A 12,969-nucleotide genomic window follows, 5' to 3' on the forward strand; every position below is an offset into this window, starting at 1 on the left:
ATCGGTGCTTGGCCGCCTAGGCTCCGCCCCGAGAAACGGCGTGAACCAGAAGGAAATACTGTATGGCCGCAAACGACCTGTGGCGCCTGAGTGCTGCCGAAACCGCCCGCAAGATCCGCGACGGAGACTTTACCGCCGAAGATGCGGTCGCCTCGGCCATAGGTCGGATGAATGCCGTGAACCCGGGCCTGAACGCCGTGGTCGAAGACCTCTCTGCCGAGGCGCTGGAGCGCGCGCGGGATCTGGACCGGGCGCGCGGGAATGGCGCCGAACCCGGGCCGCTGCACGGCGTGCCGGTGACGATCAAGGTCAATGTCGATCAGAAGGGCCATGCCACCACCAACGGGATCCCGGCGCTGAAGGATTTCATCGCACCGGCCAACGCGCCGGTGGTCGACAACCTGCTGAAGGCCGGCGCCGTGGTGATCGGGCGGACCAACACGCCCGAATTCTCGTTCCGCGCGGATACCGACAACCCGCTTTACGGGCGCACGCGCAACCCCTGGGGCGACCATGTCTCGCCCGGCGGATCCTCGGGCGGGGCCGGTGCGGCGGTCATGGCCGGGATCGGCGCGCTGGCCCACGGCAACGACATCGGCGGCTCGCTGCGCTTTCCGGCGGCGGCCAATGGTGCGGTGACGGTGAAGCCGGGGCTTGGCCGGGTGCCGGCCTGGAACCCCGGTCAGAAGGCCGAGCGTGGCATGCTGGCGCAATCCATGTCGGTGCAGGGGCTGATCGCCCGCACCGCCGGTGACCTGGCCCTGTCGATGCCCAGCCTGATCGCGCCCGATCCGCGCGATCCGTTCCATGTCCCCCTGCCCTTTGCCGGCCCGCCCCGGCCGGTGCCGATCAAGGTCGCCTTCACCAAGCAATGCTTCGGCTTCGACCTGCACCCCGAGGTCGCCGCAGCACTCGACACCGCCGCCGACGCGCTGAGTGATTCCGGCTATATCGTGGAGGAGATCGATCCGCCCCTGGCCCGCGAGGCGGGCGAAGACGGCTACCGCGCACTTATGGGCGAGGTCGTCGCGCTTATGAAGCCCGACATCGACGCCCTGGGCTCGGACACGATCAAGGCGATCTTCGCCGAGTATTTCGATCAATTCCCGCCCTATACCGGCACCGAGCTGCTCCAGAACATGGCCCGGCGCAGCCATTACGCCCGCGCCTGGTCGCTGTTCCTCGAAGACTACCCGCTGGTGCTGACCCCTTTCCTGCCGCAGCCCTTCTTCCGCCCCGACCGTGACACCGAAGGCGCCGAGGGCGTGCGCGAGGCGCTGGGCGCGGCGATCTGGTCCTATTCGATGAACTTCCTCGGCCTGCCCGCGGGCAACCTTCCGACCCGGCTGGCCACGCTGCCGCAGGGGCCGCAGCCGATCAACGTGCAGATCATCGGCATGCGCTGGCGCGAAGACCTGATCGTGCAGGCCATGCGCTCGATCGAGACGCGGATCGGGGGGCTCTACGGGGCGCTCTGGGACCGGATGGGCTGACACCCCGAAGCGGAACGGACGCGGCCTGGCCGCGCCCGTTCGCTGGGACAAGTCACTCTCAAGTCACTCACAAGCGGGGGTGGGATGAAACCCCGCAAGCTCACATTGGCAGGCCGGGGCGAGATCTTCTGTGACATGGTTCACAGATGAGAAGAATTTTCGTCGAAATCTGCACAACAAGAGATCGGTGCCGAAAACAGCCCCCCGGATCAGGTGAACTGCTCTGAAATCACGCGTTCTTCCAGCCCGTGGCCCGGATCGAACAGGATCCGGTGGCGGATATCGGGCTCCGACCGGATCTCGACCCAGGCGATATCGTTGAACTGCACCGAATCCGCGTCGGCCATGACCGGGCGCTTGGCGGCCTCCAGCACGTCGAAGCGCACCGTCGCCGCCTTGGGGATCAGCGCCCCGCGCCAGCGCCGGGGCCGGAAGGCTGCGATCGGCGTCAGCGCCAGCACATCCGCGCCGATCGGCAGGATCGGCCCATGGGCCGAATAATTGTAGGCGGTCGAGCCGGCGGGCGTCGCCAGCAGGCAGCCATCGCAGACCAGCTCGTCCAGCCGCACCCTCCCATCGACACTGATCTTCAGCTTCGCGGCCTGCGGACCGGCCCGCAGCAGCGAGACCTCGTTGATCGCCAGCGCCTCGTGCACCGTGCCGCTGTCGTCCATCGTCCGCATGGCCAGCGGGTTCACGACCTCTTCCTCGGCCGCGGCCAGCCGCTCCAGCAGGTCGTCGCAGGAATATTCGTTCATCAGGAAACCGACCGTGCCCCGGTTCATCCCGTAGACCGGCGCAGACAGGTCCTGCGTGCCGTGCAGGGTCCGCAGCATGAAGCCGTCGCCGCCAAGCGCCACGATCACGTCGGCCTCGGCCGGGTCCACGTTGCCATAGCGCGCGACCAGTTCGGCCTCGGCCTGCGTGGCCACCGGCGCCGCGTTGGACAGGAATGCGAGTTTCATGATCTTTCCCGGACATGCGCGGCCTGCCGCGATTGGCCCGAAAGAAGCACACCTTTCAGGAGCATGCCAGCCTTGGCCGCACCTCGGGCCCCAAGTGTCGCATTCCGGGCTTTCACGCATCCCCCCCTTGCGCTACCACAACGCGCAATTGCCATGTCCATTCCGGAGCTTGCCATGACTGCGACGACCCGTGACACCGGCTTCTTCACAGAGCCTCTCTCCACACGCGACCCCGACATCTTCGGCGCCATCACATCCGAGCTCGGCCGCCAGCGGGACGAGATCGAGCTGATCGCATCCGAGAACATCGTGTCGGCCGCGGTGCTCGAGGCGCAAGGGTCCGTCATGACCAACAAGTACGCCGAAGGCTACCCGGGCCGGCGCTACTATGGCGGCTGCCAGTTCGTCGATATCGCGGAAAACCTGGCCATTGACCGCGCCAAGCAGCTGTTCGGCTGCGCGTTCGCCAACGTCCAGCCGAACTCGGGCTCGCAGGCCAACCAGGGTGTCTTTCAGGCGCTGATCAAGCCCGGCGACACGATCCTGGGCATGAGCCTTGACGCCGGCGGGCACCTGACCCACGGCGCAAAGCCGAACCAGTCGGGCAAGTGGTTCAACGCCGTGCAATACGGCGTGCGCAAGCAGGACAACCTGCTGGATTACGACCAGGTCGCCAAGCTGGCCGCCGAGCACAAGCCGCAGATGATCATCGCCGGCGGCTCTGCCATCCCGCGCCAGATCGATTTCGCGAAGATGCGGGAAATCGCTGATTCCGTAGGCGCTTACCTGCATGTGGACATGGCGCATTTCGCCGGGCTGGTCGCGGCGGGCCTGCATCCTTCGCCCTTCCCGCATGCGCATGTGGCCACGACCACGACGCACAAGACCCTGCGCGGCCCGCGCGGCGGCATGATCCTGACCAATGACGAGGATATCGCGAAGAAGGTGAACTCGGCCATCTTCCCGGGCATCCAGGGCGGCCCGCTGATGCATGTCATCGCCGGCAAGGCCGTGGCCTTCGGCGAGGCGCTGCGCCCCGAGTTCAAGGATTACATCGCGCAAGTCATTGCAAACGCTCAGGCTCTGGCCGATCAGCTGATGAAGGGCGGACTGGATATCGTGACTGGCGGCACCGACACCCACGTGATGCTGGTGGACCTGCGGCCGAAATCCGTGAAGGGCAACGCGACCGAAAAGGCCCTGGGCCGCGCGCATATCACCTGCAACAAGAACGGCGTGCCCTTCGATCCGGAAAAACCCACTGTGACCAGTGGGATCCGCCTGGGTTCGCCGGCGGGGACGACCCGTGGCTTTGGCGAGGCCGAGTTCCGCCAGATCGGCGACTGGATCATCGAGGTGGTCGACGGGCTGGCCGCCAACGGCGAGGATGGAAATGGCGCGGTCGAGGCGAAGGTCAAGACGGAAGTCGCTGATCTTTGCGCGAAATTCCCGGTCTATCCGAACCTGTGATCACAAGGGGCGGCCTGACCGGGCCGCCCTTTTCCCGTGCCCTGCGCCAGGCGCGGTCAGACGGGTCAGATGTGGCCCAGCAGTGCCAGTGTCACGAACAAAAGCACCAGCACGATCAGGAGGTTGAAGGCCATACCTCCCAAAACGCCCAGCCAGTAGCCCTTGCGCCGGTCGGCCACGTCGATCGTTTTCAGATGCGTGGTCAGCGCGTCGGCGGCGCGCCGGTAGCGCGGATCCGACAGGGTCATGGCCAGGCGCGGATTCTCGGCCAGTTGCTCGGCCTCTCGCAGGATGTCGGCCTCGTGGCGAATCCGGCGGGGCAGAAGTGGGCGGGCGCGGCGCAGGCGCGCCGACAGGGTGCCACGCTTAACCCCATGTTTTTCATGGAGAAGCTTCGACACATTGGCCATGCGGGCCGTGATATCCGCCGTTTCCTGCATGGCCGGACACTAGCCCCCGCGCGGCGCTTGCTCAATGGGCAGCTTTGCGCGTAAGACGCTGATATGCTGAACTTTGCCACATATGGCGCCGAGGGCGCTGCGCCGCTGATGATCGTGCACGGGCTGTTCGGGTCCGCGCGGAACTGGGGCGTGATCGCGAAACGGCTGTCGGACCGGGGGCCGGTGGTGACCGTGGATCAACGGAATCACGGGCATTCTCAATGGGTTGACAGCCATACGTATCCCGACATGGCGGCCGACCTGGCCGAGGTGATCGAGGCACAGGGCGGGCCGATGGATGTGGTGGGGCATTCGATGGGCGGCAAGGCGGTGATGGTGCTGGCGCTGCAGCGGCCGGACCTGATCAGGCGGCTGATCGTGGCAGATGTTGCGCCCGTGACCTATACCCACACCCAGATGCAGTATATCGACGCGATGCGCGGCGTGGATCTGGCGCAGGTCGAGCGGCGCTCGGATGCCGAGGCGCAGCTGAAGGCGCTTGGGGTGGAGCCATCCTTGTGCTCGTTCTTCACGCAAAGCCTTGATGTGAAAGAGAAAAAGTGGCGGCTGAACCTGGATATTCTGGCGCGGGACATGGACCATATCATCGGGTTCCCAGAGGTCGAAGGGCAGTTCGACGGGCCGACCGTGTTCCTGGCGGGGGCGGAATCGGATTACGTGACGCCCGAGTATCGCCCTGAAATCAAAAGGCTTTTCCCGAAGGCGAAGGTCGCCAAGATCCCCGGCGCCGGGCATTGGCTGCATGCCGAGAAGCCGCGCGAGTTCGAGGCCGCCGTGCGGGCCGTGCTGGACGCGCCGGACGCCGATTGAGCGCCCCCTGCGAGGGGCCGACTGATCGGGCTGCGAACGCCGAAATCGACAAGTTTTAACCGTTTTGTACAAGGCTCGGACCCGCATTTGTCCGTTTTGTACAAGGGGAAATTTCCATGCGGATCACCGTTTCCAAGGCGCGCGGCTGCCTCGGCCAGCTGTGCGCGCGGGCGCAGGACCCGCGCCAGCCGATCGTGCTGACACGCCATGGCCGTGACATCGCGGCTCTGGTCTCGATGGAGGAGGTGGCGCGGATCTGGCAGGTGCAGGCGGAGGAGTGGACCGGCGCGCGCAACCCGCTGACGGGGCGGCCGCAGGGCGGGTCGCTGATCCTGCCGCAGGGGATGACGACGGGCGCGGGCGGCAAGATCGTCACGCTGCGCGAGGCGGCGCGGCAGGTCCGTGAGGTGCAGCTGGCCCGGGCGGACGAGCGGCGGATGCTGGAGGCCGGCGGGCTGGAGCCAGTGGAGGGCGGCGAGCTGGCGATGGAGGTGCCGGAGCCCCCTGCCCCGGCGGGTGCCGAGGCGCGGGTCAGCGGGCGGAGGGGATGGTGTTGGCTCGGATGGTTTTCGCGATCCACCAGGAGGCGGGGAAAGCGATGAGGAAACCCGCGATGGCCGCGCCGATGATGGCGGCGGCGGTGGTGGCGCCCAGGACCAGGGCCAGGACGATGGCGGTGCCGGAGAGGGTGGCTCCGGTGAAGATGTGGATGATGAGGGTCAGGGGGAGCATGGAGGGAGCTTTACGGCAACGCGATCAACCTTTGTAGCCGACGGCATCCCCCCGCCACACAAACATCCCTGGTCCGCGCCCCGGCTCACCTTAGGGCGCTTTCTTTTGTATTTTACGGGTTCGATCCCTCAAACCCGGCACACCTGCACATTCGCCGACCCCGGCCCTGTCAGACCGATGGTGTAGGTGAACAGCGCGTCGAGCTCTCCGCGCACGGTCATGAGCTTGCCGGCGTAGACCGGGATGTCGCGTGACCGGCTGCCCGGGGCGCGGACGGCGACGGGGGACGGGCCCTGGTTGAAGACGATCCATTCCGGGATGGCGCCGTACATGGGGGCGCGCTGGGACGGGTTGGTGAGGGAGAAGGCCTGGCAGTTCATCGCCGCGCTGAGCGACTGGATCGTCGTGCCGGGCCATTCGAGCGCGGAGGCCGAGAGCGGCAGGAGCGACAGGGCGAGGGCGAGATACCGTTTACGCATGGGAAGGTCTCCTTTTGCGGAAAAGGAGAGACGAGTCGCGGCGCGTTTTCAAGACATTTCGGGGTGCGGTCGGCCGAAAGAGGGGGACGAGGCGCGGTGTGGGAGGCGCGGGGTGGAGCGCGCGGTGTCGGGCGCGTCCATGTCGGTATGGGACCGGTGCGCGCTGACCGGGGGTGTGGGCCCGCAGGATTTCTGCGAAATCCGCTTTCGCCCACCCGCCCTGAAAATGGCCAGTCTTAGCTGTCCATTTTCAAGGCGCTAATAAAGGCTTCTTGCGGGATGTCGACCTTGCCGAACTGGCGCATCTTCTTCTTGCCGGCCTTCTGCTTGTCCAGCAGCTTGCGCTTCCGGGTGGCGTCGCCGCCGTAGCACTTGGCCGTCACGTCCTTGCGCATGGCCGACAGGGTCTCGCGCGCGATGACCTTGCCGCCGATGGCCGCCTGGATCGGGATCTTGAACATGTGGCGCGGGATCAGGTCCTTGAGCTTCTCGACCATGGCGCGGCCGCGCATCTCGGCCCGGTCGCGGTGGACCATCATCGACAGCGCGTCGACGGGTTCGTCGTTCACCAGGATCGACATCTTCACCAGGTTGTCGGTGCGGTAGCCGGTGAGCTGGTAATCGAAGGAGGCATAGCCCTTGGTCACCGATTTCAGCCGGTCGTAGAAGTCGAAGACGACCTCGTTCAGGGGCAGGTCGTAGACGGCCATGGCGCGGGGGCCGGCATAGGTCAGGTCCAGCTGGATGCCACGGCGGTCCTGGCAGAGCTTCAGCACGTCGCCGAGGTAGTCGTCGGGCACGAGGATCGTGGCCTTGATCCGCGGCTCTTCGATATGGTCGACATGGGTGAGGTCGGGCATGTCGGCGGGGTTGTGCAGCTCCTGCATCGACCCGTCCTTCATGTAGACGTGGTAGACCACCGAGGGCGCGGTGGTGATCAGCTCGATATCGTATTCGCGTTCGATCCGGTCGCGGATGACCTCGAGGTGCAAAAGCCCGAGGAAGCCGCAGCGGAAGCCGAAGCCCAGCGCGGCGGAGGTTTCCATTTCCGAGGAGAAGGAGGCGTCGTTGAGGGCGAGCTTTTCGATCGCGTCGCGCAGATCCTCGAATTCGGAGCTGTCGACGGGGAAGAGGCCGCAGAAGACGACCGGGACCGAGGGTTTGAAGCCCGGCAGCGGCGCGTCGGTGCCGTGTTTCTCGGTGGTGATCGTGTCGCCGACGCGGGTGTCGCGGACCTGCTTGATCTGGGCGGTGATGTAGCCGATTTCGCCGGGGCCGAGCTCGTCCACCGCCGTCATGGCGGGGCGGTAGACGCCGACGCGGTCGATGTCGTAGGTGCCACCGGTGCGCATCATGCGGATGCGCTGGCCCTTTTTCAGGACGCCGTCGATGACGCGGACGATGACCACGACGCCCAGGTAGGGGTCGTATTTCGAATCGACCAGCATGGCCTTGAGCGGCTTGGTGGGGTCGCCTTCCTTGGGCGCGGGCAGGCGGGTGACGATGGCCTCGAGCACGTCGGGGATGCCGACGCCGGTCTTGGCCGAGATCATGCAGGCCTCGGACGCGTCGATGCCGATCACGTCCTCGATCTGTTCCCTGACCCGGTCGGGTTCGGACGCGGGCAGGTCGATCTTGTTGAGCACCGGCACGATTTCGTGGTCGGCGTCGATGGCGGTGTAGACATTGGCGAGCGTCTGCGCCTCGACCCCCTGGGTCGCGTCCACCACCAGCAGGGAGCCTTCGACGGCCTGCATGGAGCGCGACACCTCGTAGGCGAAGTCGACGTGGCCGGGGGTGTCGATGAGGTTCAGCACGTAGGTGTTGCCGTCCTTCGCCGGGTATTCGATGCGGACGGTGTTGGCCTTGATGGTGATGCCGCGTTCGCGCTCGATGTCCATGGCGTCGAGCAGCTGTTCCTTCATGTCGCGTTCGGCGACCGTTCCGGTCAGCTGGATCAGCCGGTCGGCAAGGGTGGACTTGCCGTGGTCGATATGGGCCACGATCGAGAAGTTACGGATGTGCGAAAGCTCTGTCATGAAGGGCCATATGCGGTGGAAAAGGCATCCGGTCAAGCGGAGTGAGGGACGCAGGGCCGGGACAGCGTGGAAAGGGGCGCCGCAGGGGGGCCGAGAGGCGGTGGGCGGGGGCGGATCGGCGGAAAACGGGCGGATCGGCTGGATCGGGGCGGTGGCGGGTCATGCCTTATGCCCCGGCCGGTCGGGGGCGGAGGGGGGCGCAGAATCGCCCCGCCGCGGCCTGCCACAGGCCCCCGGCACGGCCCGGTGGGCGCGGCGCGGGCCGGACGCCCCGGATCCGCACCTCCCACGGCCCCGGATTTCACGAAGCAGCCGGCGGGAGCGTGAGGCGCCGCTGCAGCCCCGGCCCACACCGGACGCCCCGCTCCGCATCTCCTCCACCGCGGACCTCACGAAACGTCTCACGGGGCCGTGAGGTGCCACTGCAGGCCCAATTGAAGACAACGCGCCCTTGCGTCATACTCTTCGACCAGATGCCGGGCAAAACCGGCGCAACCGATGGCAGGCAGATGACAAAGACCCTCAAGACCGCCCTGGCGGCCGTGACGTGCTGCATTCCCCTTCTCACCCCGCTGACGCTGGTTCCGGTGGTCGCGGTTCCGATGATGCTGGCCCCCGCCCAGGCCGAAGCCGGGCCGATCAAGCGGGCCTGCATGGCCTCCGAGCGCAGGAACGCCTCGGACAGCCTGTGCAGCTGTCTGGACCAGGTGGCGCGCAGCAGCCTGAAGCGGTCGGACCAGCGCAAGGCGTCGCGCTTCTTCAAGGATCCGCAGAAGGCGCAGGAAACCCGTCAGTCCGACAACCCGAAGGACGAGGCCTTCTGGCTGCGCTACCGCGACTTCACCACCCTCGCCGCCGCCACCTGCAAGTAAAGGCGCCGCGGCGCGTGGGACCGGGCCGGGACCCGGTCCGCGCTTTGCCCATTGCCGCCGCGTGCCCTGCCCAAGGTGCCGCCGGGAGCGCGCCCGGATCAACGCTTTGCGCACAGCTCCGCCGCGACACTTGACCGGCGCAGCCCGGCACCGCAGAAGGGCGCAAACCAGATCCGGATCCGAACATGCTCAAAGGCGTCACACTGCGCGGCCTCGAGGTCTTCGAGGCGCTGGCCGCCCATGGCTCGGTCGCTGCCGCGGCCGAGGCGACGGGGCTGAGCCAGCCGGCGGTGAGCCAGCAGCTGTCGAACCTGGAAAAGGCGGTGGGCGCCACGCTGATCGAACGCGCGCGACGGCCGATGCGGCTGACCCAGGCGGGGCGCGGGTTTCTCGCCCGCGCCGAAACCGCGCTGCGCGAGCTGCGGATGGCGCAGAGCGAGCTGACGGTGATGGACCTGTCGGACCTGCCGTCGCTGGACATCGGGCTGATCGACGATTTCGACAACGACCTGACGCCGCGGCTGGTGACGATCCTGGCCGACAGCCTGACGCGCTGCCGGTTCAAGCTGATCACCGCGCCCAGCCGCGAGATCAGCCGCGCGATGACCGACGGCGTGTTTCACATCGCCGTGGCCGCCAGCACCGGCGAGATGCTGAACGGGGTGATCGAATACCCGCTGGTGCGCGATCCCTTCGTGGTGGTGGCCCCCCGCGACATGGTGCGCGACCCCGAAACCCTGCTCGAGGATCTCGCGCCCCTGCCCTTCCTGCGCTATGCCCGCGATCAGCTGATCTCGCTTCAGGTCGAACAGCTGCTGTCGCGCCAGGCGCTGGAGTTCGAGGACCGGTTCGAGATCGGCAGCCACCTGGCGCTGATGGCCATGGTGGCACGGCGCATCGGCTGGGCGATCACCACGCCGCTGGGCTACATGCGCGCCGCGCGCTTTCATGACGAGCTCAGCTGCTTCCCCCTGCCCTTCCCGGGGGCGGCGCGGACGATCTCGCTTTTCGCGCGGTCGGATTTCAGCGCCACGGTGCCCCTGGACGTCGCGCAATCCATGCGGCGGCTGGTCCAGGGCCACATGATCGACCCCGCCGTCGGGCGCCTGCCCTGGCTGGCCGGAGAACTGCGCGTGATCGACGGCTGAGCCTGTTGCCGTCGTTGCTTTCGGGGGCGCTGCCCCCGTCGCCCGGTGGGCGACTCCCCCGGAGGTATTTGGGCCAAGAAGAAGACAGGGGACGCGCGCGCCTGGGAGACCTTTCGCCTGGGGGTGAGCGTGGCCGGGCGACCTACCCTGCCTGCCGCTCCAGCCACCGGTCCAGCCCGGCGATGCCCACCTCGATCAGGTCCAGCGCCCCGTCGAAATCCCGGCTGTAATAGGGGTCCGGCACGTCCGAGACCTCTCCGTCGATGAAATCGGCCAGCCGCCGCAGGTCGGTGCGGTTGCCCGAGGGGCGCAGGTCTTCCATCGCGTCCAGCGTGCGGCCGTCCATCGCCAGGATCAGGTCGAAGCGGTTGAAATCGTCGGCGATGGCCTTGCGGGCATAAAGCCCGGTCATCGGGATGCCGCGCGCGGCGGCGGCGCGGATCATCGGGGGATAGGGTGGTTCTCCCTCGTGCCAGCCCGAGGTGCCGGCGCTGTCGCAGTCATGCCCGGGCAGCCGCATCCGGGCCACCGCCTCGGCGGCGGGCGACCGGCAGATGTTTCCCAGGCAGACGAACAGGATACGCATTGGGCCCTTTCCAGTTCGGATGACTATGGCATGAAAGGAGACATGAAGAATATCGTGATTCTGACCGGTGCCGGGATTTCCGCGGAAAGCGGAATGGGCACCTTCCGCGACGAAGGCGGGCTATGGACGCAATATGCGCTTGAGGATGTCGCCACGCCCGAGGGCTTTGCCCGCAACCCGGCGCTGGTGCAGGAGTTCTATAACATCCGCCGCGTGAAGGCGGCAGCGGCCCGGCCCAATGAAGCGCATGAGGCGCTGGCCCGGCTGCAGAGAGAGTGGCCCGGGCGGGTGGACATCGTCACCCAGAATGTCGACGGGCTGCACGAGGCGGGCGGGGCGCGGGACGTGATCCACATGCACGGAGAGCTGGCCGGCGCGCTTTGCGCCGCCTGTGGCCATCGCTGGGAAGCCCCGGCCGAGATGGCCGTCGGAGAGCCATGCCCGGCTTGCAAGGGGCCGCACGCGCGGCCCGACGTGGTCTGGTTCGGGGAAATCCCCTATCACATGGACCGGATCTCAGACCTGCTGGACGCGGCCGATCTCTTCGCGGCGATCGGCACCTCGGGGCAGGTCTACCCGGCGGCCGCCTTCGTGCATCAGGCCGCGGCGGCGGGCGCGCATACGGTCGAGCTGAACCTGGAGCCGTCCGAGCTGGCCTCCGGCTTCGACGAGCTGCGCAGCGGTCCGGCAAGCCGCGTGGTGCCGGACTGGGTCGGGGATCTGCTCTCCGGCCGATCCGGGCGGTCCGGCTGATCCCTTGCGGCGGCAGGCGGCGCGACGAGCGCTGCCTCAGGCAGCGGGAGGAGCGGCGCTCCCCCCGCGCGCCGGCCCGGGGCCGGCGCAAACATGGCGGGGCGCGCTCAGTGCGACATCTCGGCCGGCTGGCGCTCGAGGTCCACGGGGATCTCGACCTCCATTTCGCCGGCGGTCTCGAAGACCAGCGTCATGGTGATCACGTCGCCCTGTTCCATCGGCTCGGTCAGCCCCATGAGCATCACGTGGTCGCCGCCGCGCTGCAGCGCATGCATGCCGCCGGCGGGGATGGCAAAGCCCTCCTCGACCTCACGCATCTGCATCACGCCCTCGCCCATGTCCATGTGGGTGTGCAGTTCGGTCTTTGCTGCGGCATCCGAGCGCACGGCGACCAGGCGGTCGTCCGCATCGCCGGAATTGTGGATCACCATGAAGGCCGCGCCGGATTTCGCCACGGGCGAGGAGGCGCGGGCATAGGCGTCGGTGATCGTGAGGTCCTGCGCCAGGGCGGGCAGGGCAAGAAGGCAGGCGGCCAGTGCCGTGCCCATGAGGGATTTCGGGGACATGTCTTTCTCCGTTGATTGGTCTTTCGGGCATTCGGGCCAGCCCCCGACACGGACCGCCCCGGAGGGCGGCGGCATCAGGCGGCCGGCGACAGGCCCCGAGGTGGCCCGCGCGCCAGCGGCGGCAGGCGCCGCAGCGACGGCGCGGTTGCGGAGAAAGAAAGGCGCGCAGCCCGGCGGATCGCTGCGGCGCGCGGCGCGGCCAGCTCCGGCAGGGCCACGGCATGAAGCAGCGACAGCACGCCTTCCGGGCAGTAATGCGGGGCGCGGACGGGCTGGCCGTCCTCGTCGACGAAAACCATGACGGGGCCGGTTCCGGTACAGAGCTCCACCTGCCCGGTGGGCAGAGGCGCGCCACGGGCCACGGCCAGCGCCTGCCCGGTCAGGATCAGCAGCAGGACCAGCAGCAGCCGCGAGGTGATATGGATCGCCCGTGTCATCGCGCGGGACATTGGCGCAGGGGGCGCCGGTCGGCAAGGCGACAGAATACCCCAAGGCCGTCAAAAGCCGGGCAATCGGGGCGACGCGGAGGACGGTCTGGCAGTGCGGCCCGGATCAGGGATCAGGGATCAGGGATCAGGGATCAGGGATCAGGGAT

The 12,969-nt window shown here is 67.6% G+C and carries 15 protein-coding genes; 7 read left to right on the top strand and 8 right to left on the bottom strand.

The window, feature by feature from the left end; translation table 11 throughout:
* Nucleotides 1–62: 62 nt before the first annotated feature.
* The gene (locus tag ATO3_RS20950; RefSeq protein WP_088651859.1) at nt 63–1,493 is read left to right on the top strand and encodes an amidase family protein; all 1,431 of its coding nucleotides are present in this window, start codon (nt 63–65) and stop codon (nt 1,491–1,493) included.
* Between the two features lie 209 nt (nt 1,494–1,702).
* Here the strand turns inward: ATO3_RS20950 and ATO3_RS20955 are convergent, their stop codons facing one another.
* Entirely contained in the window at nt 1,703–2,458 is a 756-nt protein-coding gene (locus tag ATO3_RS20955; protein ID WP_088651860.1) for an NAD kinase, read from the bottom strand.
* Nucleotides 2,459–2,632: 174 nt separating this feature from the next.
* On the opposite strand from ATO3_RS20955, the gene glyA reads away from it, so the two are divergent.
* The gene (glyA, locus tag ATO3_RS20960) at nt 2,633–3,928 is read left to right on the top strand and encodes a serine hydroxymethyltransferase (RefSeq protein ID WP_088651861.1); all 1,296 of its coding nucleotides are present in this window, start codon (nt 2,633–2,635) and stop codon (nt 3,926–3,928) included.
* Nucleotides 3,929–3,993: 65 nt separating this feature from the next.
* Here glyA and ATO3_RS20965 read toward each other — a convergent pair whose 3' ends face one another.
* Nucleotides 3,994–4,338, bottom strand: coding sequence for a hypothetical protein (locus ATO3_RS20965; protein ID WP_143747317.1), 345 nt, complete (start codon nt 4,336–4,338; stop codon nt 3,994–3,996).
* A gap of 93 nt (nt 4,339–4,431) precedes the next feature.
* Here ATO3_RS20965 and ATO3_RS20970 point away from each other — a divergent pair, with 93 nt between their 5' ends.
* On the top strand, nt 4,432–5,199 hold the full coding sequence (locus ATO3_RS20970) for an alpha/beta fold hydrolase (protein WP_088651863.1): 768 nt from the start codon (nt 4,432–4,434) through the stop codon (nt 5,197–5,199).
* A 116-nt stretch (nt 5,200–5,315) separates the two neighbouring features.
* Complete coding sequence (locus ATO3_RS20975; RefSeq protein WP_088651864.1) at nt 5,316–5,801, top strand: type II toxin-antitoxin system Phd/YefM family antitoxin; 486 nt, start codon at nt 5,316–5,318, stop codon at nt 5,799–5,801.
* On the opposite strand, the gene ATO3_RS28570 is transcribed toward ATO3_RS20975, so the two are convergent.
* The 3 genes from ATO3_RS28570 to lepA form a co-directional block, all read right to left on the bottom strand.
* Complete coding sequence (locus tag ATO3_RS28570; RefSeq protein ID WP_143747318.1) at nt 5,731–5,931, bottom strand: CTP synthetase; 201 nt, start codon at nt 5,929–5,931, stop codon at nt 5,731–5,733. The genes ATO3_RS20975 and ATO3_RS28570 overlap by 71 nt on opposite strands.
* A 128-nt stretch (nt 5,932–6,059) precedes the next feature.
* On the bottom strand, nt 6,060–6,410 hold the full coding sequence (locus ATO3_RS20980; RefSeq protein WP_088651865.1) for a hypothetical protein: 351 nt from the start codon (nt 6,408–6,410) through the stop codon (nt 6,060–6,062).
* A 236-nt stretch (nt 6,411–6,646) separates the two neighbouring features.
* Nucleotides 6,647–8,449, bottom strand: coding sequence for a translation elongation factor 4 (lepA, locus tag ATO3_RS20985; RefSeq protein WP_088651866.1), 1,803 nt, complete (start codon nt 8,447–8,449; stop codon nt 6,647–6,649).
* 509 nt (nt 8,450–8,958) lie between these two features.
* Between lepA and ATO3_RS20990 the strand changes: the two genes are divergently transcribed.
* Complete coding sequence (locus ATO3_RS20990; RefSeq protein WP_233152242.1) at nt 8,959–9,321, top strand: hypothetical protein; 363 nt, start codon at nt 8,959–8,961, stop codon at nt 9,319–9,321.
* Between the two features lie 185 nt (nt 9,322–9,506).
* Nucleotides 9,507–10,469 carry a LysR family transcriptional regulator gene (locus tag ATO3_RS20995; protein ID WP_088651867.1) on the top strand — a complete coding sequence of 321 codons (963 nt, stop codon included), beginning with the start codon at nt 9,507–9,509 and terminating at the stop codon, nt 10,467–10,469.
* A gap of 142 nt (nt 10,470–10,611) precedes the next feature.
* Here the strand turns inward: ATO3_RS20995 and ATO3_RS21000 are convergent, their stop codons facing one another.
* The gene (locus tag ATO3_RS21000; RefSeq protein WP_088651868.1) at nt 10,612–11,055 is read right to left on the bottom strand and encodes a low molecular weight protein-tyrosine-phosphatase; all 444 of its coding nucleotides are present in this window, start codon (nt 11,053–11,055) and stop codon (nt 10,612–10,614) included.
* A gap of 42 nt (nt 11,056–11,097) precedes the next feature.
* Here ATO3_RS21000 and ATO3_RS21005 point away from each other — a divergent pair, with 42 nt between their 5' ends.
* Complete coding sequence (locus ATO3_RS21005) at nt 11,098–11,808, top strand: NAD-dependent deacylase (RefSeq protein WP_088651869.1); 711 nt, start codon at nt 11,098–11,100, stop codon at nt 11,806–11,808.
* 107 nt (nt 11,809–11,915) lie between these two features.
* Here the strand turns inward: ATO3_RS21005 and ATO3_RS21010 are convergent, their stop codons facing one another.
* Nucleotides 11,916–12,374, bottom strand: coding sequence for a copper chaperone PCu(A)C (locus ATO3_RS21010; protein ID WP_088651870.1), 459 nt, complete (start codon nt 12,372–12,374; stop codon nt 11,916–11,918).
* Nucleotides 12,375–12,448: 74 nt separating this feature from the next.
* Entirely contained in the window at nt 12,449–12,811 is a 363-nt protein-coding gene (locus ATO3_RS21015) for a hypothetical protein (protein WP_088651881.1), read from the bottom strand.
* Nucleotides 12,812–12,969: the final 158 nt, after the last annotated feature.

It is taken from the genome of Marinibacterium profundimaris, from assembly GCF_002210095.1.
GTDB classification, from domain to species: Bacteria; Pseudomonadota; Alphaproteobacteria; order Rhodobacterales; family Rhodobacteraceae; genus Marinibacterium; species Marinibacterium profundimaris.